Source organism: Pseudomonas sp. 9Ag (assembly GCF_902506445.1).
Taxonomy (GTDB): Bacteria; Pseudomonadota; Gammaproteobacteria; order Pseudomonadales; family Pseudomonadaceae; genus Stutzerimonas; species Stutzerimonas stutzeri_AB.
This window is the reverse complement of sequence record NZ_LR733836.1, coordinates 3,808,766-3,833,947: the sequence shown is the minus strand read 5'-3', so window position 1 is coordinate 3,833,947 and position 25,182 is coordinate 3,808,766. Positions and strand designations below refer to the sequence as shown.

Here is a 25,182-nt window from a genome sequence, read left to right as displayed (position 1 = left end):
AGGTTCCAGCCACCCCACAATTTGTAGGATCCGGCTCGGTGGCAGGCGTAACCTGAGCGCAGCCTACTCCTCACCTGGATACCGTGCTGGTTGCTGGTCTAGCTGCCGCTCATCTCATACGCCGTCTCCAGCGCCACTTGCAGGCTACCGGTATCGATCTGGCCCGTGCCCGCAAGGTCCAGGGCGGTGCCGTGATCGACTGAGGTTCGCACAATAGGTAGGCCGAGAGTGACATTGACGGCCGCGCCAAAACCCTTGTACTTGAGCACCGGCAAGCCCTGGTCGTGGTACATCGCCAGCACCGCGTCGCAGTGATCGAGGTGTTTGGGCGTGAACAGCGTGTCCGCTGGCAGCGGGCCGATCAGATCGAGCCCATCGCGCCGCAGCACCTCCAGCGTCGGTTCGATGATCTCGATTTCCTCACGGCCCAGATGTCCGCCCTCGCCAGCATGGGGATTGAGCCCACAGATCAAAATCCGCGGCCGGGCGATGCCGAATTTTTCTACCAGATCGGCGTGCAATATCCGCGTCACACGCTGCAGGCGCTCGGTGGTGATGGCGGCCGGCACATCCTTGAGCGGCAGGTGGGTTGTGACCAGTGCAACCCGCAACCCGCGCGTGGCCAACATCATGACGACCTGCTCGGTGCCCGTTAGCTCCGCGAGAAACTCGGTGTGTCCTGAAAAAGGAATACCTGCCTCGTTGATCACGCCCTTGTGCACCGGCGCAGTGATCATGCCGGCGAAGCTGCCATCTAGGCATCCCTTACCGGCTCGGGTCAGCGTGGCCAGAACGTAGTCGGCGTTTGCTGGAGTGAGCTGGCCGCTTATGGCTGGGGCGCCGAGCGATGTGTTCCAGACATACAAGCTGTTGGCGGGTGCCGGCTGGTTCGGCCAGTTGCCCGGCGCGACTTCAAGCAGGGTGATGTCCAGCCCGAGCTCTGCTGAACGAGTGCGTAGCAGCTCGGCACTGGCGATGGCGATCAGGGCGTGTGGATGGCTGTTGCGTGCGAGCAACAGACAGAGGTCGGGACCAATACCGGCGGGCTCGCCGGGCGTCAGGGCGAAACGTTTGGTGGTCATGTTGTTGCCTTCATACGGATGAAAAGAAACGGGCCGGCCGATTGGCCGGCCCGTTTAGGCATTGCAGAGTAGCTACTTGAAGCGTGTCAGATCTTGATCTCGACGTAGGCTTCGTCGCGAATCTGGCGTAGCCAGTTCTGCAGTTCTTCTTCGTATTTACGGTTGCGCAACAAGGACAATGCCTGTTGCTCGCGAAACTCTTCGCTGGCATCGGTGGCGCGGCGCCCGAGCACTTCCAGAATGTGCCAGCCATACGGTGTCTTGAAGGGTTCGGACAGCTGCCCACTCGCCGTGTTGGCCATGACCTCACGGAACTCGGGAACCAGCGAGCTGGGATCGATCCAGTTGAGGTCGCCGCCGTTCAGCGCCGAGCCTGGGTCTTCGGAGAAGTTTTTCGCCAGTTCGGCAAAGCTTTCGCCGGCCTGGATGCGGTCACGCAGTCGCTGGATCAGGCGTCGGCTTTCTTCTTCGCTGCGGATCTGGCTGGGCTTGATCAGGATATGACGAACATGGACCTCGTCACGTACCTGAGTATCGCCGCCACGCTTGTCGAGCACTTTCAGCAAGATGAAACCCGGCGGAGTACGCACCGGTCGGGTGACGTCGCCGACCGACATGGTGCTGACTTCGGTGTCGAAGGGGGGCGGCAGTTGAGCCGCCTTGCGCCAGCCCATGTCGCCACCTTCCAGTGCGTTTTCACTGGCCGAGCGCGAGACGGCCAGTTTGGCGAAGTCAGCGCCTTGCTGAAGCTGCTGGTAGGTATCCATCGCGGTTTTTTCAGCCGCCTGGATCGTCGCCGAGTCAGCCGACTCCGGCACTGGTATCAGGATATTGGCCAGTCGGTATTCTTCCGACAGCTGCAATTTGCCGAGATCAGAGGCCAGGAAGTTTTCCACCTCCTGGTTCGACACCTGGACACGTTCGGCAATTCTGCGCTGGCGCACCCGGCTGATGACCATTTCACGGCGAATCTGCTCGCGGGCGGTATCGAGGCTCAGGCCGTCACGCTCCAGCGCCGCTCGGAACTGGTCCAGGGTCATGTTGTTGCGCTGAGCGATGGTGCTCATTGCCTGGTTGAGTTCTTCATCGGAGATGCGAATGCCCGAGCGATCGCCGATCTGCAGCTGTAGATTTTCGGTGATCAGCCGCTCCAGCACCTGTTGTTGCATGACGTCCGCGGGCGGCATTTCCGCGCCGCGTTTCTCGATGGTCTGCTGGACTTCGCGGGTCCGCTGGTCCAGCTGGCTTTGCATAATCACGTCGTTGTCGACAATCGCGACGATGCGGTCGAGCTGTTGAACGTCGGCCGACGCGGTCAGGACAGCAGTCGTGCTGCCCAGCAGAAGGGCGCCCGCCAGCAGGGGGCGCAGGTAATCAGAAAGCTTGATCTTCACGTTCACGGTAACCTTGTATGCCTTCGTCGAGGAATGTCTCGGTCGAGCTGCCGAACACGCCGCCGAGTCCCTTGAGGACGATTTGCAGGAAGATGCCGTTGTCGGGCTCATCGTTCTGCGATGGGTTGAGACTGGTTTCGTCGTAATCGATCCAGTAGCGGTTGATCAGGCGCAGCTTCCAGCAGCAGCTGTCGTACTCGAAGCCCCCGAAGGCCTCCAGTGTGCGGTTGCGGCTGTAGTCGTGCTGCCAGCGTGCGATCACGCTCCACTGCGGCAGGATCGGCCAGATGGTGGAGATGTCGTGCTGGTTGATCTTGTAGTAATCCTCGATGTATTCAGGCGAGCCCGGCACGCCGTAGTCACCGCCATAGGTCCACTCGCCGGTGGCTTGATCGAATCGTACGGTGTCGTTGCGATAGCGGTAGCCGAAGTTGACGATCTTCCGCGGATTGTCAGCTGGCTGGTAGTGGAACATGGCGCTGCCTGACTGCGTCTGGCCCTGATCCGGGTCCCAGATGAACGTCGAGGTAAAGCGCCAGTCGCGGTTGTAGCGATACATGTACTCGAGGGCGTATGGCGAGACGTCCGATGACGAGCCTGGACGATCCTCAAGATTCGGCAACTGCACTTCGCGGTCGCGGAAGTAGATGATCTGGCCAACGCTCAAGCGCTGGCGCTCCAGTCCGTTCGGCTCGATCCAGCGATTTGTGACGCCCAGGGAAAGCTGATTGGCATCGCCGATTCGATCCTTGCCGGAGAAGCGGTTTTCACGCCACAGCGATGAATAGCTGAAGGTGTTTTCGCCGGTGTCGAAGACTGGAATGTCGTCCTGGTCCTCTTCTGGAACGTACAGGTAGAACATCCGTGGCTCGAGGGTCTGACGGTAATCCTTGCCGAACCACTGGGTGTCGCGGTCGAAATATAAGCCGCTGTCGACGCTGAAGATCGGTACGCTGCGGTCGGGCGAATCATTGAAATCGCTCACCTGACTGCGGCCGGTGTTATCCAACGTCAGGTCGTACTTGGTGTACGCGTATTTCAGCGATGGGCGGACGAATCCCCAGCTCCAATCGAGCGGCAGGCTAACCCCGGGCTCGAGGTGAAGACGCTCGCCCTCGGCACGGTTCAGTCCGGCAAGCCGTGCGTCATACCAGAGCTGCTCGGGTGTTCCCGTGTTGCCATCCTGATCCGTGAAATAACCACTGCGCAGGCTGCGCTGGAAACTGACGAACTCGGTGTCGTAGGCAACCCGCAGCCCACCTGGCTGGAAGGGCAGTGCGCCATTCAAGGTCAGCTGCGGCAGGCGCTCGTAAGGTGTGATGTCGGCAATGGTGGCGCGCTCGTAGGCGTGTACGTTCAGCTGCGCAGTGTAGGACGGTGCGCGGTAACTCAGGGTGCCGCGCTGGTCCAGATGGTCCGGCTGATCAATGCCCAGCTGAGTGTCCAGGTCCTGAAAGTAATAAGGATCGCTGATGTCGGTGTAATCAACTTCTGCCAGCCAGCGGGTATCCAGGCCGGTACGGTGTTGCCAGCTGTACATCCAGCGCTGGTCTTCGTATTCCGACTGCAGCTTGCGCTCGTCGTTGCTGTCATCCAGGTAGGCGGCGCCGAACTGGCCTTCGCTGCGGCGCGTCAGGTAGCGGGTTTCACCTTCCATGAGCAGACCGCGATCGGTCATGTAGTTCGGATAGAGCGTGGCGTCGAAGTTCGGCGCCAGGTTGAAATAGTAGGGCGTGATCAGCGACAGGCCCGTATCGCTGGATGAACTGATGCTCGGCGCCAGGAAACCGGACTGACGGCGATCATCGATTGGGAAATAGATGTAGGGCGTATAGAACACCGGGACACCCTTGACCCGCAGCGTCACGTTGGTCGCCGAGCCGAAGCCGGTGGCCGGGTTGAGGGTGACGTTGTTGCCCTGCAGGTACCAATCGTTATCGCCTGGTTCGCAGCGTGTATAGGTTCCGTCCTTGAGGCGGATGATGGCGTCGTCGGTACGCTTGGCGTACAGCGCACTGCCTCGAACCTTGCCTTCATGGACCACGTATTCCGCGTTCTCGACCTGAGCTTCACCGGTGTCGAGGAACAGCTCGGCGCGATCACCGACCATCAGTGCGCCGCCATCACGCAGGCGGACATTGCCTTTCAGTTCGCCGCGATTTTCCAACTGGTACAGACTGGCTTCGTCGGCTTCGGCCTGGATGCTGCCCTGGCGAAGTACCACGTCGCCGGCCAGCGTGGCGATTTCCTGCTGTTGCTCGTAACGGGTTGCCTTGGCCGAGACGTAGGTCGGCGCCTCGCTCATCGGTGTGTCGTCGAACTGACCGGGGCGGTTCGGTTCAACATAGGTGCCGGCACAATATGGCCCTGTCTCGGCCAGTTGTGCATTGGTCAGCTGATCACGCGGCACCCAATCCAGATGGCTGTAGTCGGCGCTGCGAGAGGCCAACGCTCGACCCTTGCTTTCGGTGACCAGCTTGGTGGTGGCCGCCTGGCGCTCGGCTTTGCTGGCTTTGGGCTGGGCGCTGGTGGTTTCAGTGGCAGCACCGCGGTGAGTCGGGCGCGGCGGCAAGGCCGGGCTGGCCGCATCCGCGGCGCAATTCCAACCACCATCGGCACCCGGTTGGCAGGCGAACTGTTCGGCTGCGATAACCAAGGGCGTCGCTACAGGTTGCAGTGCGAGCAGGCCGCCGGTTACCAATAGAGGGAATTTTTTACGAAAAGCGGGATATTTGACTGCCATCTTGTTTTTTGGTCCGTGCTTGCGGCGAGCCATCGGCCGGGCTGGGCCGCACGCCTCTCGATGGGCTGAAAAAGATGCTGGATAATAAAGCATGACCCGCCTATCGGCTAGCGCCGTGGAGAGCCCCTGATATGCCGCAACATGATCAACGTCTGCTGGACCTGAACGCCTGGCTGGAGCCACATCTCCAGGCGCTTTTCGCTCGCCGTGGCTGGGGCGAAGTCCCCGAGGTGTCGCTGATTGCGGCCAGCAGTGACGCCAGTTTTCGTCGCTACTTTCGCTGGGAGGCAGCCCCGCGCAGCTTCATCCTGATGGACGCGCCTCCGCCTCAGGAGAACTGCCAGCCGTTCGTGGACATCGCGGCAATGCTGGCCGGGTCTGGCGTGCATGTGCCGGAAATTCTGGCGGCTGACCTCGACCGGGGCTTCTTGCTGCTCAGCGATCTGGGCCGTCAAACCTATCTGGATGTGATCGACGCCGATAATGCGGATGAGCTCTTTACGGACGCCATATCAGCGCTCATCACCTTCCAGGCCAATGCCAAGCCAGCAGCCCTGCCCTCTTATGACGAAGCGCTGCTGCGCCGCGAGCTACAGCTGTTTCCTGAGTGGTACGTCCAGCGGCATCTGGGCCACAGCTTCACGGCGGATGAACAGCAGTTGTGGGAAAGAACCTGTCGGGTGCTGATCGACTCTGCGCTAGCCCAGCCAACCGTGCTGGTGCATCGGGACTATATGCCACGCAACCTGATGCTCAGCCAGCCGAACCCCGGCGTGTTGGATTTCCAGGATGCTGTGATCGGCCCGGTCACCTATGACATTACTTCGCTGTTCAAGGACGCCTTTCTCAGCTGGCCGGAAGAGCGGGTGCTTGGCTGGCTGCAGGGTTACTGGGACGCCGCTCGTGCGCGCGGCATACCGGTGCAGGAGAGCTTCGCCGAGTTTCATCGCGCTAGCGATCTGATGGGGCTGCAGCGCCATCTCAAGGTGATCGGCATCTTCGCGCGCATTTGTCACCGCGACGGCAAGCCGCGTTACCTGAGTGATGTGCCGCGTTTCTTCGCTTATCTCGACACAGTGCTGGCGCGCCGACCTGAACTGGATGATCTCAAACAGCTGCTACAGGGGCTGCCACAGGAGCCTGCCTCATCATGAAAGCGATGATCCTCGCGGCCGGCAAGGGCGAGCGCCTCCGCCCCCTGACCTTGCACACTCCCAAGCCATTGGTCCGGGCGGGCGGCGTGCCGCTGATCGAATACCACATCCGCGCACTGGCCGAGGCCGGCATCAATGAACTGGTGATTAATCACGCCTGGCTGGGTGAACAGATCGAGGCGCACCTCGGTGATGGTCGGCGCCTGGGAGTCCGTATCCAGTACTCAGCGGAGGGCGAGCCGCTGGAGACCGGCGGCGGGATTCACCGTGCCTTGCCGCTGCTGGGAACGGAGCCTTTTTTAGTGGTCAATGGCGACATCTGGACCGACTACGATTTCAGCGCGCTGAAACGGCCGCTCGCAGGCTTGGCGCACCTGGTGCTAGTAGACAACCCAGTCCATCACCCCAAGGGCGATTTCAGCCTGGTCGACGGCTGCGTCGGTGACGAGGAGGCCGCGAGATTCACCTACAGCGGCATCGCCGTGCTCAGTCCGCAGCTGTTCACCGGATGCACGGCTGGGGCCTTCAAACTCGCGCCGCTGTTGCGCCAGGCCTTGGCTGACGGAAAGCTGAGCGGCGAATATCACGGCGGGTGCTGGATCGACGTCGGGACGCATGAGCGTCTGGCTGAGCTTGAGCGCATCCTTGAGGCACAGCACTAGATGTTCTGGCCAATCACTTTCCTGGGCGCACTGGTCGGTTGGCTGCTGGCGAGCATTCCGGGCGCGCTGTTGGGCGCGCTGATCGGGCAGGTGCTGGACCGCCGCTTCGGGCTCGACTCCTGGGCCAGCTTTCGGCGATTGCTTTCACGCGCCACACCAAGGATGCAAGGCAGCGACTTGCTGTTCTATCTACTTGGGCGCCTGGCGAAAAGCAGCGGACGGATCAGCGAGTCACATATTCAGGCTGCCCGCAACGAAATGCGCCGGCTGCGGTTGACTCCCTCTCAGCAGCGGGTGGCAATCGATGCGTTCTATCGCGGGAAATCCAGTACGGACGGCTTGCGCGAGCCACTGCAGCGCCTGAGAGGGCGTCAGGATGAAACGAAGGCGATCCTCCAGGCCTGTTGGCGCATGGCCAGGGCTCAGGGCCAGATCGATGCACGTGAGCATGAGTTGATCATGCTCTGGGGCAAGTGGATGGGCTGGGATTCCGTAGCGGTGGCAGCGCTGGATGAGCACGGCGGTCGCCGCCAGGGTGCGCCGAGCAACCCCGGTGGCGCGTACGAACAGGCATTGCGGTTGCTCGGGGTGCGTGCCGACAGCGAGCCGCAGGCCATCAAACGGGCCTATCGGCGTCTGCTCAGCAAGCATCACCCCGATAAGCAGGCCGGTGCCGGTGCCACTGCCATTGAGGTGCGCGAGGCAACTGAGCGGACCCGCGAACTGCACCATGCCTACAGCCTGATCCGCGAGCGGCGGGGCTTTCGCTAACGCGAGCCGGTGAGGCTTAGGTTTCTCGCTTGAGCCAGCCGCGGACCCTTCGAACGAGGACTTCCTGGTCAGTCTGGCGTTCGCCAGTCTGCCGGGGCAACCCGACTTGTCGATAGGCTGGGTGCTGAATCCGGCGACTGGCGTTCAGCCGCTCCCGAGCCGTCTGCTGGTCGCTGGTTACATCCTTATAGTAGAAGTCGCCGGTGATCAGCTTGCGGGGCGGCACCAGCTGCGCAAGCGGTTCTTCCTGTCCATCCGGCTGACGCGGCTGGACTATAAGCAAATGCCTGACATCTTGCGGCGCCTGCTGCTGAAGGTAGCGGGCCGCCCAATAGCCGCCTGTGCCTTGGCCTAAAAGCACGATCGTCTTTGGTTGCTTGCTGCGGGCAAAGGCCAGGGCCGCCTCGATACGAGCGCTGATCTGCTCGGCCTGGTCGGGCTTCATCGGTGGCGTTTCGGCGGGGGCTTGCGTATTGGAATCGTCAACTGCCGGCTCGCCTGGCGCCGCTGCGGTTTCTTCCGGTAGATAGCCGGCCTCGCTTGGCGCCGGATCTTCGCTGGGCTGTTCTGCCACGGTCTCGGGCGCGTCGGTCGGCTGCTCCGGCGCAGGCTCCGTGGCCATCGGCAGCACCAAACCCGGCGAGTCCGGCAGGCTCAGGCTCAGAGTGTGCCAGCCGTGGTCGGGCAGGCCACGACGCAGCGGGCCAATGCCGCGTGGCCAGTCGGCACTCTCACCCTCACCGGGCAGCAAGATAATGATGCCTTTGGGTTCGGCAACATTAGCGGGACGCCAAAGCGCTACGAAGTCCGTGCCACTGGCGTTCAGGCTGACGAACTCGCTGGCAGGCAGCTGGCGCAACAGGTCCGCGGCCATGGTTTCGCTGCGCGAGGGCAGGACCGGACGATCAGCAGCCACCGGAGCCGAGGCGGCCTCCGCCTCGGCCGCCGGCTCATCGGCGGCGCTGATCAGAGGACTGGTGAAGATGACGAACAAGACGGCCGCCAAACGAGTTGAAATGCGCGCTCGGAACATTGGTTTTCCTGATATTGGCCCGCCCAGGCCACTGTGATGCTGGCGCGGGCGGCACAGATGCACTAAAACAGCGTTTCGGCACTACCGCCGATCTTGTGAGGCTTATGGTGTCATTTCTGCTGCGTTGCTGCTGCCTGTTGCTTGCATTGAGCGCACTGCCCGCAATGGCTTCGAGCGTGCCGTTGAGCGACGCGCAACAGGAATGGCTGGCGGCGCACCAACAGTGGCGCGTGGGTGTGGTAATGGCGCCCCCTTACGCCGAATACGACCAACGCCAACGTCGCCTGTCCGGCTTTCACGTGCAGTTCATCGAGCGACTTGCGGATATCCTTGGCGTCAGCTTGCAATGGCACCGGTTCGTCGACGAGGCAGCGCTGGATGATGCCATGCGTGCCAATCAAATCGACCTGGCGCCGGGGCTGCGCCAGACGCGGGAAGGGCTGCGCATCTGGCGTTACAGTGACCCGTTTCTGAGGGTGCCAAGGCTGATCATTGGCGACCTTAACGGCCCCCGTGCAATCGACCTCGAACGCCTGGACAGTAATGACGTGATCGCGCTGGAAGGGCCCGGCTCGGTGGCCGATTACATGAGCAGCAACTACCCGAGCCAGCCGGTTCTTGAAGTAGGTAGCCAATTCGAAGCGCTGCGTCAGCTGCTCGAGGCGCGCGTGTGTTTCGCGGTGGTCGATGAGCCGCTCTACGGCCGTCTCTCGCAGCGAGCGGAATACGCATCGCTCGATGTTGTAGGCGACCTGGGCAACCCCTTGTTGCTGCGCATCGGTTCGCGCCGCGACAGCCCGGTGATGAGTGCGATCATCGACCAGGCGCTGCGCAATTTCCCCGCCCGCGAGTTCAGCCAGTTGCAGGAGCAATGGCTCAAGTCGCGCAGCATCGATCAGTCGCGCCGCATCAGTTACTGGCGCAGTCTCAGCCTGCTGTTGACGCTGCTGCTGGCCGCAACCGTAGCCATGCTGGTATGGCAGCGTCGCCAGCAGGGGCTTTTGGAAAGCAGATTGAAGTCGGCGCGTCGAGACATCGAGGCGCGCGCCGCCGCCGAAGAGGCGCAGCGGCTGACGCAGTTCTGCCTTGATCACAGTACCGTCGGCATTCTCTGGCTGAACTGGGACAGCCACGTCCGGTATGCCAACCAGGCGGCCGTTGAACTGCTCGGCTATGCCTCCGACAGTCTGCTCGACCAGCCACTGCAAGCGCTGGAGCCGGGCATGAGCATGGACGGCTGGATGCAGCTCTGGCGTGATGCGCGCAGCGGCGTGGAGGATCACCAGATACATGAGTGCGAATGGCAGCGCGCCGATGGGGGGCGGTTTCCAGCAGCGGTAACGCTTAGCTTCCTGCGCCTGGGTAGCAAGGAGTATCTGGTGCTGTTCCTTGCCGACATCACCGAGCGCCGCCGCGCCAGTGCGGCGCTGCAAGAAAGTGAGGTGCGACTGAAAGCCATGGCGGGCAACGTGCCGGGTTTGGTTTTCCGTCTGGAGCGACAGGACGCCGGTGCTCCGGTCAACATTGCCTACATCAGCGAGGCCAGCCAGCGTCTGGTTGGCTACTCGGCGGAGCTGTTGTTGCAACCTGGGCGCGGCATCCGCAGCCTGGTGCATCCCGACGACGAGCCGGGCTATTGGAGCAGCCAGCAGCAGGCACTCGACAGCATGAGCGACTGGTACTGGCAGGGGCGGATCCTGACCCGTTCCGGCGAGATTCGCTGGGCCGACATCCGCGCCTCGGTGCGTGGGCAGTTGGAGGGGCGTCAGGTCTGGGACGGCATCGTCTGGGACATCACCGATAACAAGCGAATCGAGTTGGAGCTGGATGCGTCACGGGCACAACTGCGCAAGCTGGCGGCGCATGTGGAAACGGTGCGCGAGGAAGAAAAGGCCCATATCGCGCGCGAGGTCCATGACGAGCTGGGGCAAATGCTTACGGTTCTGAAACTGGAAATTTCCATGTGCGAGATCAGCTTTGCCGAGCTCGACCCCGGCCTGGCAGCACGCTTGCAAGGCATGAAACGCCTCATTGCCCAGTTGTTCCAGCAGGTGCGCGACGTCGCGACCGCCTTGCGTCCGCCGATTCTGGACGCCGGCATTGCATCGGCCATCGACTGGCAGGCGCGGCGCTTCGAGGAACGCACCGGGATCGCCTGCCTGGTGGAGGTGCCGGAATGCCCGCCGCAACTTGGCAATGCCAAGGCTGTCGGCCTGTTCCGCATCCTTCAGGAGGCGCTGACCAATGTCATGCGTCACGCCAATGCACAAACCGTGAGCCTCACCCTGCAGCAGCAAGGGGATATGCTGTGCTTGAGCATCAGCGATGACGGTGAGGGTTTCGTGGTCCAGCAGGGCCGCCAGGGACCGTCGTTCGGCCTGGTGGGCATGCAGGAGCGAGCCCAGATGCTCGGGGGCAGCTTGCTGCTGGAAAGCCAGCCGGGCGAGGGCACCTCGATTCATGTCACGGTGCCACTGGATGACAGCCCGGTCGAGCCTGTGGTTCTGATCAGTACATTGGAGAGCTAGCGCCATGATTAGGGTAATCGTCGCCGAGGACCACACCATCGTTCGCGAGGGGATCAAGCAGCTGATCGGGCTGGCCAAGGACATGCAGGTGATCGGCGAAGCGGGCAACGGTCAGCAACTGCTCGATCAACTGCGGCAGACACCGTGCGATGTTGTCCTGCTGGACATCTCCATGCCGGGCGTCAACGGGCTGGAAGCCATACCGCGGATACGCGCGCTGAGCGAGCCGCCGGCGATTCTGGTGTTGTCGATGCACGACGAGGCGCAGATGGCGGCGCGGGCGCTGAAGATTGGTGCTGCCGGCTATGCCACCAAGGACAGTGACCCGGCGCTGCTGCTGACTGCGGTGCGCAAGGTTGCCGCTGGCGGCCGGTATATCGATCCGGAGCTGGCGGATCGCATGGTTTTCGAGGTCGGGCTCACCGACTCCCGGCCACCCCATGCACTGCTGTCGGAGCGTGAGTATTCGGTGTTCGAGCGACTGGTACACGGCGATTCGGTCAACGACATCGCGGCCAAGCTGGCCCTCAGCAGCAAGACCATCAGCACGCACAAGGCGCGCTTGATGCAGAAGCTGGTCGCTCACTCCGTGGCCGATCTGGTCCGCTATGCCATGGAGCACAAGCTGGTCTGACCTGGACGGTAAGCACGAGGCCGCTGGCGACGGTGCTACGCGCCTGATGCAAAACCGGGTCTGTATCTGCCGACAGGTTTCTTGTAGGGCAATCCCTACAACAGCCTCTCCGTTTCGCTGAGTGTATTCACTCCCATCTGCCGATGTGCGCTGGCTCGTGGGGCTCCTAACCTGTGGCCACGGAACAACGGATCACAGGTGCGGCATGCTCGATTCTCAAGCGAACGAAGTACTGGTCAGCTTTCGTGGCATCCAGAAGAGTTACGACGGCGAAGCGCTGATTGTCAAAGACCTGAACCTGGATATCCGTAAAGGTGAGTTTCTCACGCTGCTCGGTCCGTCAGGCTCCGGCAAGACCACCAGTCTGATGATGTTGGCCGGCTTCGAGACGCCCACTGCCGGTGAAATCCTCTTGGGCGGCCGCTCGATCAACAAGCTGCCGCCGCACAAGCGCGACATGGGCATGGTGTTCCAGAACTATGCGCTGTTTCCGCACATGACAGTCTCGGAAAACCTCGCCTTTCCGCTCAGCGTGCGTGGCATGCCCAAGCTCGACGTCAAGGAAAGGGTCAAGCGCGCGCTCTCGATGGTGCAGCTTGAAGGATTCCGCAATCGCTACCCGGCGCAGCTGTCCGGCGGCCAGCAGCAGCGCGTGGCGCTGGCCCGAGCCTTGGTGTTCGAGCCGCAGCTGGTGTTGATGGATGAGCCGTTGGGCGCGCTGGACAAGCAATTGCGCGAGCAGATGCAGATGGAGATCAAGCATCTGCACCAAAGCCTGGGCGTGACCGTGGTCTATGTCACCCACGATCAGGGTGAGGCGCTGACCATGTCCGACCGGGTCGCCGTGTTCCATCAGGGTGAGATCCAGCAGATCGATGAGCCCCGGGCGCTGTACGAGCGCCCGGCGAATACCTTCGTTGCCAACTTTCTCGGCGAGAACAATCGGTTGCCGGCGCGGCTGGTCAGCCGCAACGGTGACAACTGCACCGTCGAGCTGGGCCGCGGTGAGCGGGTCGAGGCGCTGGCCGTCAAGGTCGGCATGCCTGGCGCTCCGGTCAACCTGTCGATACGGCCCGAGCGGGTACGCCTCAACGGTGCCAGCGCCAATTGCCCGAACCGCTTCACCGGGCGAGTCGCCGAGTTCGTCTACCTCGGCGACCACATCCGCATTCGCCTCGAGGTCTGCGGCATCAGCGACTTCTTCGTCAAGCAACCGATTGCCGAATTCGATCCCGACCTGGCGGTTGGTGATGTCGTGCCGATCGGCTGGCAAGTGGAACACGTCCGTGCGCTGGATCCGCTGCAGGCGGCATAAGCAGGGCGAGCAAGCAAGAAAGCTGTTTTCAACCGCATCATGGAGCGAATCACAATGCTGAAATCTCTGAAACTGACCGCCCTGAGCATCGGACTGGTGTGCGCTGCGCAGGCCTCGGCGGAAAATATCACCGCCGTAACCTTCGGCGGGGCCAACAAGCAGGCGCAGATCAAGGCCTTCAATGAACCCTTCGAAGCCAAGACCGACCACAAGATCATCGCTGGCGAATACAACGGTGAGATGGCCAAGGTAAAGGCCATGGTCGATACCAACAGTGTGTCCTGGCATCTCGTGGAAGTTGAATCGCCCGAGCTGTCACGCGGCTGTGATGAAGGGCTGTTCGAGGAAATCGATCCAGCGGTAGCGGGTAACCCGGACGACTTCATCGAAGGTGCCATACAGCCTTGCGGTGTGGGCTTCTTCGTCTGGTCTACGGTGCTGGCTTATAACGCCGACAAGCTCGACGGCGCACCGAGTGGTTGGGCGGATTTTTGGGACACCGAGAAATTCCCCGGCAAACGCGGACTGCGCAAGGGCGCCAAGTACACCCTTGAGTTCGCCCTGATGGCCGATGGCGTTGCACCGAAAGACGTCTACCTGGTGCTGGCGACGAAAGAGGGGCAGGACCGCGCCTTCAACAAGCTTGACCAGATCAAACCCAGCATTCAGTGGTGGGAAGCGGGCGCCCAACCGCCGCAGTTTCTGGCCTCCGGTGACGTGGTCATGAGCAGCGCCTATAACGGTCGGATTGCTGCAGTGCAGGATGAGAGCAATCTGCAAGTGGTCTGGAACGGCGGCATCTACGACTTCGATTCCTGGGCCATCCCCAAAGGTGCGAAGGATCAGAAGGCAGCGCTCGATTTCGTCAGCTTTACCTTGCAACCACAGCAGCAGAAAGCCTTCTCGGAAAACATCGCCTACGGTCCCGCAAACAAGAAAGCGGTCGAGCTGCTCGATCAGAAGCTGCTGAAAAAAATGCCTACGACGCCAGAAAACATTGCCAACCAAGTGGCCATGAACGTGACCTTCTGGGCCGACTACGGCGAGCAGCTGGAACAGCGTTTCAACGCCTGGGCTGCGCGCTAAACAAGCCTGGCCCCCTTGCATGGCCTGCCCTGAGGCGGGCCATGCGCCGCTGGAATCTGACACTTTGCGGAGTTCGTCATGGCTACTGCCATCTCCTTGCCTGTTCCCGAGCTCGCCGAGCCCAACCTGAAGCGGCGGCTGGCGCGTGCCGAGCGCATGAACCGGTTGAAGTCCAAGGCGCTGATCCTGCCTCTTCTGGTGTTTTTGTTGCTCACCTTCATCCTGCCGATCGCCTCGCTGCTCTGGCGCAGCGTCGATAATCCGGAGGTGGTGGGCAGCCTGCCGCGCACAGTCGAGGCAATCACGGCTTGGGATGGCCGCGGCCTGCCGGATGAGTCGGTTTATCAGGCCCTCAGCGAAGACCTGCAGGAGGCGCGGCAAAACCAGTCGCTGGGTGATCTGTCCAAACGCTTGAACATGGAACAGGCCGGTTTCCGCAGCCTGATGACCAAGACAGCTCGCGCGCTCCCATTCAAGGAAGCGCCGACGTCCTACAAGGAGGCGCTGGAAGCTTTCGATGAGCGCTGGGGCGACCCCGCCTATTGGCAGGTCATTCGCCGCAACGATAGCGCAATCACCCCCTATTATTTGTTGGCCGCTCTCGATCACCGCATCGACGACATGGGCGAGCTGGCATCGGTATCGCCTGATCAGGCGGTCTACCTGGATATCTTCGCCCGCACTTTCTGGATGGGGCTGGTGATCACGGCGATTTGTCTGGTGCTGGCCTATCCCCTGGCGTATCTGCTGGCCAACCTGCCGGCGCGCAAAAGCAACCTGCTGATGATCATGGTGCTGCTGCCGTTCTGGACTTCGATTCTGGTGCGCGTCGCCGCCTGGATCGTGCTGCTGCAATCCAGCGGCCTGATCAACGGCGCGCTGTTGAAGATGGGCCTGATCGACGAACCATTGCAGTTGGTGTTCAACCGGGCTGGCGTCTACATCGCCATGGTCCACATCCTGCTGCCGTTCATGATCCTGCCGATCTACAGCGTGATGAAGAATATCTCGCCGAGTTACATGCGTGCGGCGATCTCGCTGGGCTGCCACCCCTTCGCCAGCTTCTGGCGGGTGTACTTTCCACAAACCCTCGCGGGCGTGGGCGCCGGCTGCCTGTTGGTGTTCATCATTTCCATCGGCTACTACATCACCCCCGCGCTGCTCGGCAGCCCGAACGACCAGATGGTCAGCTACTTCGTCGCCTTCTACACCAACACCACCATCAACTGGGGCATGGCCACGGCGCTGGGCGGCCTGCTGCTGCTGGCGACCATGCTGCTGTACATCGTCTACAGCTGGCTGGTCGGCGCCAGCCGCCTGAGGCTGGGCTGAGCATGACCGCACTGACCAGGCAATCACCGCAAGCCATTCGCCAATTCGGGCAGGAGAACTTTCCATGCTGAGCCCCTACATGTCGCCCATCGAACGCGTCTGGTTTTATACCCTGCGCATCCTATGCGCGCTGGTGCTGCTGTTTCTGATCGTGCCGGTGCTGGTGATCGTGCCGCTGTCGTTCAACTCCGGCTCGTTTCTCGTCTATCCGCTGCAAGGCTTCTCCATGCGCTGGTACGAAACCTTGTTCAGCTCGGCCGACTGGATGCGCTCGCTGAAGAACTCGATGCTCATCGCCCCGGCCGCCACGGCGCTGGCGATGGTCTTCGGCACCCTGGCGGCGATCGGTCTGACCCGCGGCGAATTTCGCGGCAAGGCCCTGGTGATGACCTTGCTGATTTCGCCGATGGTGGTGCCGGTGGTGATTGTCGGGGTGGCCAGCTACCTGTTCTTCGCCCCGTTGGGCATGGGCAATAGCTACCTGTCGCTGATCCTGGTTCACGCGGTGCTGGGTGTGCCGTTCGTGATCATCACCGTCTCCGCCACGCTGCAGGGGTTCAACCAGAACCTGGTGCGCGCCGCAGCCAGCCTGGGCGCCTCACCCATAACTACATTCTTCCGCGTCACCCTGCCGCTGATTGCTCCGGGGGTGATTTCCGGTGCGCTGTTTGCCTTCGCCACGTCCTTCGACGAAGTGGTGGTGACGCTGTTCCTCGCCGGCCCCGAGCAGATCACCCTGCCGCGGCAGATGTTCAGCGGCATCCGCGAGAACCTCAGCCCGACCATCGCCGCCGCAGCCACCCTGTTGATCGGCTTTTCCATCGCACTGCTGCTGACCCTGGAATGGCTGCGCGGCCGCTCCGAGAAGATGCGCACTCAACAACCTGCTTAATCCGGACGCTTCCATGACCCTGCAACTCGACCACCCCGGCCTGCTGCGCCAGCAGGCCTACCTCAACGGCGACTGGTGCGATGCCGATGCGGACGGCCGCACCGCTATCTTCAATCCGGCCACCGGCGAGCTCGTTGGCGAGGTCCCGAACATGGGGCGCGCCGAAACCCGCCGCGCCATCGAGGCCGCGCAGGCCGCGCAGCCGGCCTGGCGCGCGCTGACCGTCAAGGAGCGAGCGTCGCGCTTGCGTCGCTGGTACGAGCTGATGCTGGAGAATCAGGAAGACCTGGCGCGGATCATGACCGCCGAGCAGGGCAAGCCGCTGGCCGAGGCTCGGGGTGAAGTGGCTTATGCCGCCTCTTTTCTGGAATGGTTCGCCGAGGAGGGCAAGCGCTTGTATGGCGATGTTATCCCCGCCCACGCCGGCGACAAACGCATCCTCGTGCAAAAGGAGCCGGTCGGCGTCACCGCGGCGATCACGCCCTGGAACTTCCCCAGCGCGATGATCACTCGCAAGGTCGGCCCGGCGCTCGCCGCCGGCTGCGCCATGGTACTCAAGCCTGCGCCGCAGACGCCTTTCTCAGCGTTGGCACTGGCCGCCTTGGCCGAGCGCGCGGGCATCCCGGCCGGGCTGTTCAGCGTGATCACCGCCGATGCCGCTACCTCGCGCGAAGTCGGTGCCGAACTCTGCGAAAACCCGGTGGTGCGCAAGCTCTCGTTCACTGGCTCGACGGCAGTGGGCATCCACCTGATGCAGCAGTGCGCGCCGACGCTGAAAAAGCTCTCGCTGGAACTGGGCGGCAACGCGCCGTTTATCGTCTTCGACGATGCCGATCTGGACGCGGCGGTCGAGGGCGCGATGATCTCCAAGTACCGCAACGCCGGGCAGACCTGCGTCTGTGCCAACCGCATCTACGTGCAGGACGGCATCTACGACGCTTTCGTCGATAAGCTTGCCGCGGCTGTGGCGCGGCTGAATGTGGGTAACGGAATGGAGGAGGGCGTCACCACCGGCCCGTTGATCGACGCCGCTGCGGTGGCCAAGGTCCAGCGTCATCTTAAGGATGCGCTGGACAAGGGCGCCACTCTGCTAGCCGGCGGCAAACCCCATGCGCTGGGCGGTAACTTCTTCGAGCCGACGCTGGTGGGCGGCGTCACCGCCGAGATGGCCGTGGCACGCGAGGAAACCTTCGGCCCGCTGGCGCCGCTGTTCCGCTTCAGCGATGAAAGCGAGGTGATTCGGCAGGCCAACGACACCGAGTTCGGGCTCGCGGCCTACTTCTATGCGCGCGACCTGAGCCGGGTGTTTCGCGTCGCCGAAGCGCTGGAGTACGGCATGGTCGGCATCAATACCGGCGTGATCTCCACCGAGGTGGCGCCGTTCGGCGGCATGAAGGCCTCTGGCCTCGGCCGCGAGGGCTCGAAATACGGGCTGGATGAATACGTGGAAATCAAATACCTGTGTCTGGGTGGCATTTGACCAAGCGACTCAAAAACAGGCGTGCAAAATAATGCACGGAGTTTTACTGTAATTCGAACGCCTGGGGAGGTGCGGCAGTCGATCATCGTATGCTGCCGTGCTCGCTTCTTGGCGTTCTTCATGACCCGTGCCGACGATGAGCGGCTACCGAGGAGCTTATGAGCAAGACCAACGAATCCCTGATGCAACGCCGTGTCGCCGCTGTTCCCCGTGGCGTCGGCCAGATCCACCCGATCTTTGCCGACCATGCGAAAAACAGCAGCGTGGTGGACGTCGAAGGACGCGAGTTCATCGATTTCGCCGGTGGCATCGCCGTGCTGAATACCGGTCACCTGCACCCGAAGATCATCAAGGCCGTGGAAGACCAGCTGCATAAGCTGACCCATACCTGCTTCCAGGTGCTGGCCTACGAGCCGTACGTGGAGCTGTGCGAGAAGATCAATGCGCGGGTGCCCGGCGATTTCGCCAAGAAGACCTTGCTGGTCACCACCGGCTCCGAAGCGGTGGAAAACGCGGTGAAAATTGCCCGCGCCGCCACCGGACGCGCCGGCGTCATTGCTTTCACCGGCGCTTATCACGGCCGCACCATGATGACCCTCGGTCTGACCGGCAAGGTCGCGCCCTACTCGGCGGGCATGGGCCTGATGCCGGGCGGCATCTTCCGCGCGCAGTATCCCTGCGCGATCCATGGCGTTAGCGTCGATGAGTCCATCGCGAGCATCGAGCGCATCTTCAAGAACGATGCCGAGCCGCGGGACATCGCTGCGATCATCATCGAGCCGGTGCAGGGCGAGGGTGGCTTCAATGTCGCACCGAAGGAATTCATGGCGCGCCTGCGTGCGCTCTGCGATGAGCACGGCATTCTGCTGATCGCTGACGAAGTGCAGACCGGCGCCGGGCGCACCGGCACTTTCTTCGCCATGGAGCAGATGGGTGTGGTCGCCGACCTGACCACCTTTGCCAAGTCGGTCGGCGGTGGTTTTCCGATTGCTGGCGTGTGTGGCAAGGCCGAGATCATGGACGCCATTGCGCCGGGCGGGCTCGGCGGCACCTACGCTGGTAACCCGCTGTCCTGCGCGGCGGCGCTGGCGGTCATGGAGATCTTCGAGGAAGAGCAGCTGCTCGACCGCTGCAAGGCGGTGGCTGAGAAGCTTACCGCCGGGCTCAAATCCATCCAGGCGCGGCACAAGGAGATTGGCGAAGTCCGCGGGCTCGGCGCGATGATCGCTATCGAACTGTTCGAAGAGGGCGATCACGCGCGTCCGGCCGCGGCGCTGACCTCGCAGATCGTCGCCAAGGCACGGGACAAGGGCTTGATCCTGCTGTCCTGCGGCACCTATTACAACGTGCTGCGGGTGCTGGTGCCGCTCACCGTTGAGGACGACCTGCTTGAGCGCGGCCTGTCCATTATCAGTGAGTGTTTTGACGAGCTGACTTGATCGCGCGTGGCGCACCGGCATCCGCAACGGATGTCAGGTGCGCCGCAGCCCTGACCCTCGGGTACAATGCGCGGCATCTTGCCGTGCTACCCGAGGTCGTCATGCAGCCGTTCGCCATCGCCCCTTCGATTCTTTCCGCCAATTTCGCCCGCCTGGGCGAGGAAGTGGACAACGTGCTGGCCGCCGGCGCGGACATCGTCCATTTCGATGTGATGGATAACCACTACGTACCCAACCTGACCATTGGCCCGATGGTCTGCTCGGCGTTGCGCAAGCACGGCGTCACCGCACCCATCGATGTGCACCTGATGGTCAACCCGGTAGACCGCATGATTGGCGACTTTCTGGAAGCCGGCGCCAGCTACATCACCTTTCACCCGGAAGCCTCCGAGCACGTTGATCGCTCCCTGCAGCTGATCAAGGACGGCGGTGCCAAGGCCGGCTTGGTGTTCAACCCGGCCACTCCATTACACGTGCTCCAATACGTGATGGACAAGGTCGATATGGTCCTGCTGATGAGCGTCAACCCCGGCTTCGGTGGGCAGAAATTCATCCCCAATACCCTGGACAAGCTGCGCGAAGCGCGTGCCCTGATCGATGCCAGTGGCCGCGAGATTCGCCTGGAGATCGACGGCGGCGTCAATCCGAAGAACATCCGCGAGATCGCCGCAGCCGGTGCCGATACTTTCGTCGCCGGTTCGGCGATTTTCAATCAGCCCGACTACAAGGCCGTGATCGACCAGATGCGCGCCGAGCTGGCGCTGGCACGCCCATGACTCGTCTCGAGCAACTGTTCGACGGCCAGCTGCCGCGGTTGGTGATGTTCGATCTGGACGGCACCCTGATGGATTCGGTGCCGGACCTGGCCGCCGCGGTCGACAAGATGCTGATGTTGCTGGGGCGTGAGCCCGCCGGCATTGATCGGGTGCGTGACTGGGTAGGCAACGGCTCGCGGGTGCTGGTGCGTCGCGCGCTGGCCGGTCAGCTGCAACACGAGGGTGTAGCTGATGAGCTGGCCGACGAGGCGCTGGCGCTGTTCATGCAGGCCTATTCCGGTGGACACGAACTGACCACGGTCTACCCGGGCGTTCGCGAGTGCTTGGACTGGCTGCGCGAGCGTGACGTGAAGCTTGCGATTATCACCAACAAACCGTCCCAGTTCATCGAACCGTTGCTGGAAGAGAAGGGCCTGGTTGGTTATTTCCAGTGGTTGATCGGTGGCGACACCCTGCCTCAGCAGAAGCCTGACCCGGCGGCCCTTGTTTGGGTCATGCGTGAGGCCGGGGTGTCCGCGGATGCCGCCCTATTCGTTGGAGATTCGCGCAACGATGTGCGCGCCGCGAAGGCGGCGTCGGTGCCTTGTGCGGCTCTCACTTACGGCTACAACCACGGTGAGCCCATCGCCCACGAGCAGCCGGCACTGGTGCTTGACGATCTGCGCGAGCTGGTTGCTTCGGTTTCGGGGCTGCGCTAGTGTGGCCTCTGTCTTTTGAACCCTGCAGCCGAGATCAGATCGTGGTGGTCACCCGCAAACAGTGGATGAATGTCATCAAGGCCCTGGCCCGTTGGCGCTGGCGCGCCTGACATCTTCTGCCGGCTCTGCCCGGTACGTTTGCACAACTCGACCTTATGTAGCTCCCCTCCGACCACGAGGCTGACATGACCCGCGAAGAATTCCTGCGTTTGGCCGCCGAAGGCCATAACCGCATCCCCCTGTCGTTCGAAACGCTCGCCGACTTCGACACCCCGCTCACGCTTTATCTCAAGCTCGCCGATGCGCCGAATTCCTACCTGCTCGAATCCGTGCAGGGCGGGGAAAAGTGGGGGCGTTACTCGATTATCGGCCTGCCCTGCCGCACTGTATTGCGGGTGCAGGATCATCGCATCAGCGTGACCACCGACGGCGTCGAAACCGAGGCCTGTGAGGTCGACGATCCGCTGGCGTTCGTCGAGGCGTTCCAGCAGCGCTACCGCGTGGCGCCGGTGGATGGACTGCCGCGCTTCAACGGCGGTCTGGTGGGGTATTTCGGCTACGACAGCGTGCGCTATGTCGAACGCAAGCTTGCGAGCTGCCCCAACCCCGATCCGCTGGGTACGCCGGATATCCTGCTGATGGTGTCCGACGCCGTGGTGGTCTTCGACAACCTGGCCGGCAAGCTGCATTGCATCGTCCTGGTCGACCCGGCACAGCCGGACGTCTACGAGGCGGGGCAGGCGAAACTGCAGGCGCTTCGAGAAAAGCTGCGCCAGTCGATCACGCCGCGCCTGGGCCTGGATTTCGAAAAGAGCAACGCTAACGAGCCGACTTTCCGCTCGAGCTTCAGCCGCGAAGACTACGAGCAGGCCGTCAACCGCATCAAGGACTACATCCTCGCCGGCGACTGTATGCAGGTGGTGATTTCCCAGCGTATGTCGATCCCCTTCAAGGCCGCGCCAATCGATCTGTACCGCGCGCTGCGCTGCTTCAACCCGACGCCCTACATGTACTTCTTCAACTTCGGCGATTTCCACGTGGTGGGTTCGTCGCCCGAAGTGCTGGTGCGGGTCGAGGAAGGGCTGGTCACCGTACGGCCCATCGCTGGCACTCGCCCCCGAGGCGTGAACGAGGAGGCTGATCAGGCGCTCGAGCAGGATCTGCTCAGCGACGCCAAGGAGCTGGCCGAACATCTGATGCTGATCGACCTGGGCCGCAACGACGTCGGCCGTGTGGCCGAGAACGGTTCGGTGCGGCTCACCGAGAAGATGGTCATCGAGCGCTATTCCAACGTGATGCACATCGTCTCCAACGTCACCGGCCAGCTCAAGGCGCCGCTGACTGCCATGGATGCGCTGCGCGCCATCCTGCCGGCGGGAACCCTTTCCGGCGCACCAAAAATTCGCGCCATGGAGATCATCGACGAGCTGGAGCCGGTCAAGCGCGGCGTCTACGGCGGCGCCGTCGGCTATCTGGCCTGGAACGGCAACATGGATACGGCCATCGCGATCCGCACCGCGGTAATTAAGGATGGCGAGCTTCACGTGCAGGCTGGTGCCGGTATCGTCGCCGACTCACAGCCGGCCCTGGAATGGGAAGAAACGCTGAACAAACGCCGCGCGATGTTCCGTGCGGTGGCCTTGGCAGAGCACAGCAGCGACTAGCTTCGGCGCGGCTCATGGGGATGTTCGGCAACTGCGACTAAAGTCCTTATTGGTCGTATGGTAATGGCTATTGGCTATGCCTATAGTCGTGGAAGCTGAGCAGGAACGCCCGGCAATCCAACCCCAGCCCATACGAGCCAGCCATGCCGTTACTGCCGAGCCCCCGCCCTTCGTCCGTTCGCCAGTCCTGGCCGTCGGCCTCGTCGTTGGTGATCGCTCTCACGGCGCTGCTGGTGCTGGTCTGGTTGTTATCGAGCCTGGCGGATCTGAACGGAAGCCAGGTGTGGTTCCCGTTGTCGCTGCATATCACTGTCGAAACCTTCTCGATTGTCGTAGCGGGATTGGTGTTTGCGGTGGCTTGGCATAGCCAGCAGCCAGTGTCTCTTTCGAACCCGCTGCTAGCCTGTGCGTTTTTGGCCATCGCGTTGCTGGATCTGGCGCATATGCTGTCCTACCGAGGTATGCCCGTCTGGGTGACGCCCGCCTCGGCGGAAAAAGCGATCGCCTTCTGGCTGGTTTCCCGCGTATTGCTTGCTTTCACCCTGCTCGCGGTGGCGTGCCGTCTGTGCCACCGAAGCATTGCTCTGCCGCGGGTCCTGTTGCTTTCATCGTCCCTGGGACTGGTGGTTTTGGTGGTTTACCTGCAGCTGTTTCAGCCGCAGCTGTGGCCTCGGACCTTTATCGACGGGGAGGGGCTGACCCGCTTCAAAGTGCAGATGGAGTGGCTGATCATCAGCCTCTTCGCACTGGCGGCATGGGTGTTCTGGCGCGCTCGAGAGGTTGCAGACCGTGACTATTTCGACGGCATGCTGGCTGCGACACTGGTTTCGATTCTTGCCGAGCTGTGCTTCACCGCCTACAGCAGTGTGAACAGCTTTTACAGTCTGCTCGGGCATCTGTACAAGATCGTCTCCTACGGCTTCATCTATCAGGTGGTGTTCGTGTCGAGTGTGCGTGCGCCATACGAACGGTTGGCAGTCGAAATGAACGAACGGATCGCTGCACAACAGCGCGCCGACTATATGGCTCACTTCGACAGCCTGACGGGGTTGCCCAATCTGTCCCAGCTTGAGGAGCGGACGCGCCAGGCAATGGCCAGTGCCCTGAAGCTCAAGGGTGCAGTTGCGGTGCTGTACGTCGATCTCGATCATTTCAAGATGGTCAACGATTCGTTCGGGCGCACTTTCGGTGACCAGCTGCTCTGCACAACCTCGGTAAGACTGCAGCAGGCATTGCCCGATAGCGCCATGCTGGCACGGGCCGGCGGTGATGAGTTTGTCGTGCTGTTGGCCGATCTGGAGACTGCCGAGGGTGCATCCGCTGTGATCCAGCGTGTACTCGATGAGTTAGCCGACCCCTTCATGATCGAGCGCCAGCAGATAGTGGTGTCGATCTCCATCGGCGTCGCGGTTGGCCCGAGCGATGGCATGGACTTTCCCTGCCTCCTGCGTAACGCTGAAATGGCGATGTACAAGGCCAAGGAAGCCGGGCGCCGGACGTGGTGCTATTACAACGCTGCGCTGGATACCGAGATGCGGGGGCGGTTGTATCTCATCAACGGCCTGCGGCTCGCTCTCGAGCGAGAGGAGTTTTCTCTGGAGTATCAGCTGCAGCTGGACCTCACCAGCGGCAGGGTAGTGGGCGCGGAAGCCCTGTTGCGCTGGCAGCATCCTCAGTGGGGTCTGGTCGCGCCGGGGCAGTTCATTCCTGCAGCCGAGCAGAGCGGTTTGATCGTGGATATTGGTGAGTGGGTCATCCTCGAAGCGTGCCGACAGGCTCAACGCTGGCAGGCTGAGGGGCTGGACATACCGCGTGTCGCAGTGAACGTCGCTGCGATACAGCTGCACCAGGGGGCGCTGGAACAGACCGTCGCCGCCGCCTTGGCGCGGACCGGTCTGCCAGCTTCAGCGCTGGAGCTCGAGCTGACCGAGTCCAGCCTCGTCGACAACACCGAGCAGGTGATGATTGCGCTGGCCGGTCTGAAAGCCCTGGGTGTCACGCTGTCTATCGATGATTTCGGCACCGGATACTCCTGTCTGGCGTATCTTCGGCGGTTGTCGGTGGATACGTTGAAAATTGACCGCTCCTTTGTAAGCGATCTGCCAAATGAAGACGGCCATGCCATTGTCGCCGCGATCATCCATATGGCTGAGTCGCTCGGGCTGAGCACGCTGGCAGAGGGGGTCGAGGACGAGGCCACTGCTGCGGAACTACGTCGACTTGGGTGTCGGCAGGCGCAGGGTTTTTTCTACGCTCGGCCGGTTCCGGCCTCCGCGTTGCCTGCCGCTATCGCGTCGCTGCCAGTCTAGGGCGCCAGACTGGCTGTAGCGGGCAGGCAATGCTCTGCTATAGTCCGGTTGAAATCGTGGCCTGGCATGGGCTACTTTGCGTTGTCAGCTCTGCGAGACCTTTTCCGTGAAATTCAGCAGCACCCTCCTGATGCGTCTGTTCAAGGCACATGCCCGCTGGCGTTGGCGCGCCTGATCCTCGTTGCTGGCT

General features: G+C 62.2%; 19 protein-coding genes. 15 read left to right on the top strand and 4 right to left on the bottom strand.

What is annotated here, in order from left to right; all coding sequences use genetic code 11:
- Window positions 1-98: 98 nt before the first annotated feature.
- The 3 genes from pdxA to ALTERO38_RS17455 all read right to left on the bottom strand — a co-directional run bounded on the left by pdxA (window position 99) and on the right by ALTERO38_RS17455 (window position 5,219).
- Entirely contained in the window at window positions 99-1,082 is a 984-nt protein-coding gene (gene pdxA, locus ALTERO38_RS17465) for a 4-hydroxythreonine-4-phosphate dehydrogenase PdxA (RefSeq protein WP_159969142.1), read from the bottom strand.
- An 86-nt stretch (window positions 1,083-1,168) separates the two neighbouring features.
- On the bottom strand, window positions 1,169-2,476 hold the full coding sequence (locus ALTERO38_RS17460) for a peptidylprolyl isomerase (RefSeq protein ID WP_159969141.1): 1,308 nt from the start codon (window positions 2,474-2,476) through the stop codon (window positions 1,169-1,171).
- Window positions 2,457-5,219, bottom strand: a complete 2,763-nt coding sequence (locus ALTERO38_RS17455; protein WP_159969140.1) for an LPS-assembly protein LptD — start codon at window positions 5,217-5,219, stop codon at window positions 2,457-2,459. The genes ALTERO38_RS17460 and ALTERO38_RS17455 overlap by 20 nt, the downstream gene beginning before the upstream one ends.
- A gap of 131 nt (window positions 5,220-5,350) precedes the next feature.
- Between ALTERO38_RS17455 and ALTERO38_RS17450 the strand changes: the two genes are divergently transcribed.
- From ALTERO38_RS17450 to ALTERO38_RS17440, 3 genes are read left to right on the top strand one after another with little or no spacing between them, the layout of a single operon-like run.
- Complete coding sequence (locus ALTERO38_RS17450; RefSeq protein ID WP_159969139.1) at window positions 5,351-6,373, top strand: aminoglycoside phosphotransferase family protein; 1,023 nt, start codon at window positions 5,351-5,353, stop codon at window positions 6,371-6,373.
- A complete protein-coding gene (gene murU, locus ALTERO38_RS17445; RefSeq protein WP_159969138.1) occupies window positions 6,370-7,035 on the top strand; it encodes an N-acetylmuramate alpha-1-phosphate uridylyltransferase MurU in 666 nt (221 codons plus the stop codon). The genes ALTERO38_RS17450 and murU overlap by 4 nt, the downstream gene beginning before the upstream one ends.
- Window positions 7,036-7,806 (top strand): DnaJ domain-containing protein, encoded by a 771-nt coding sequence (locus ALTERO38_RS17440; RefSeq protein WP_159969137.1) that lies wholly within the window; start codon window positions 7,036-7,038, stop codon window positions 7,804-7,806. It begins immediately after the preceding gene.
- A gap of 16 nt (window positions 7,807-7,822) precedes the next feature.
- Here the strand turns inward: ALTERO38_RS17440 and ALTERO38_RS17435 are convergent, their stop codons facing one another.
- On the bottom strand, window positions 7,823-8,839 hold the full coding sequence (locus ALTERO38_RS17435; protein WP_159969136.1) for an alpha/beta hydrolase family protein: 1,017 nt from the start codon (window positions 8,837-8,839) through the stop codon (window positions 7,823-7,825).
- A gap of 104 nt (window positions 8,840-8,943) precedes the next feature.
- Here ALTERO38_RS17435 and ALTERO38_RS17430 point away from each other — a divergent pair, with 104 nt between their 5' ends.
- From ALTERO38_RS17430 to ALTERO38_RS17375, 12 genes are all read left to right on the top strand, one after another.
- A complete protein-coding gene (locus ALTERO38_RS17430; protein WP_159969135.1) occupies window positions 8,944-11,367 on the top strand; it encodes a PAS domain S-box protein in 2,424 nt (807 codons plus the stop codon).
- A gap of 4 nt (window positions 11,368-11,371) precedes the next feature.
- A complete protein-coding gene (locus tag ALTERO38_RS17425) occupies window positions 11,372-12,001 on the top strand; it encodes a response regulator transcription factor (RefSeq protein ID WP_148923815.1) in 630 nt (209 codons plus the stop codon).
- A 205-nt stretch (window positions 12,002-12,206) separates the two neighbouring features.
- Complete coding sequence (locus ALTERO38_RS17420; RefSeq protein ID WP_159969134.1) at window positions 12,207-13,316, top strand: ABC transporter ATP-binding protein; 1,110 nt, start codon at window positions 12,207-12,209, stop codon at window positions 13,314-13,316.
- A 54-nt stretch (window positions 13,317-13,370) separates the two neighbouring features.
- Window positions 13,371-14,402 carry a polyamine ABC transporter substrate-binding protein gene (locus ALTERO38_RS17415; protein ID WP_159969133.1) on the top strand — a complete coding sequence of 344 codons (1,032 nt, stop codon included), beginning with the start codon at window positions 13,371-13,373 and terminating at the stop codon, window positions 14,400-14,402.
- Between the two features lie 78 nt (window positions 14,403-14,480).
- Entirely contained in the window at window positions 14,481-15,734 is a 1,254-nt protein-coding gene (locus ALTERO38_RS17410; protein WP_159969132.1) for an ABC transporter permease, read from the top strand.
- A 64-nt stretch (window positions 15,735-15,798) separates the two neighbouring features.
- The gene (locus ALTERO38_RS17405) at window positions 15,799-16,626 is read left to right on the top strand and encodes an ABC transporter permease (protein WP_159969131.1); all 828 of its coding nucleotides are present in this window, start codon (window positions 15,799-15,801) and stop codon (window positions 16,624-16,626) included.
- Window positions 16,627-16,639: 13 nt separating this feature from the next.
- A complete protein-coding gene (gabD, locus tag ALTERO38_RS17400; RefSeq protein ID WP_159969130.1) occupies window positions 16,640-18,106 on the top strand; it encodes an NADP-dependent succinate-semialdehyde dehydrogenase in 1,467 nt (488 codons plus the stop codon).
- A gap of 158 nt (window positions 18,107-18,264) precedes the next feature.
- Window positions 18,265-19,545, top strand: a complete 1,281-nt coding sequence (gene gabT / locus ALTERO38_RS17395) for a 4-aminobutyrate--2-oxoglutarate transaminase (protein WP_102837386.1) — start codon at window positions 18,265-18,267, stop codon at window positions 19,543-19,545.
- 101 nt (window positions 19,546-19,646) lie between these two features.
- Entirely contained in the window at window positions 19,647-20,321 is a 675-nt protein-coding gene (gene rpe / locus ALTERO38_RS17390; RefSeq protein ID WP_159969129.1) for a ribulose-phosphate 3-epimerase, read from the top strand.
- Window positions 20,318-21,019, top strand: a complete 702-nt coding sequence (locus ALTERO38_RS17385; RefSeq protein WP_159969128.1) for a phosphoglycolate phosphatase — start codon at window positions 20,318-20,320, stop codon at window positions 21,017-21,019. The genes rpe and ALTERO38_RS17385 overlap by 4 nt, the downstream gene beginning before the upstream one ends.
- A gap of 185 nt (window positions 21,020-21,204) precedes the next feature.
- Window positions 21,205-22,683 carry an anthranilate synthase component I gene (trpE, locus tag ALTERO38_RS17380; protein ID WP_159969127.1) on the top strand — a complete coding sequence of 493 codons (1,479 nt, stop codon included), beginning with the start codon at window positions 21,205-21,207 and terminating at the stop codon, window positions 22,681-22,683.
- Between the two features lie 143 nt (window positions 22,684-22,826).
- Window positions 22,827-24,992 carry a bifunctional diguanylate cyclase/phosphodiesterase gene (locus tag ALTERO38_RS17375; RefSeq protein WP_159969126.1) on the top strand — a complete coding sequence of 722 codons (2,166 nt, stop codon included), beginning with the start codon at window positions 22,827-22,829 and terminating at the stop codon, window positions 24,990-24,992.
- Window positions 24,993-25,182 lie beyond the last annotated feature (190 nt).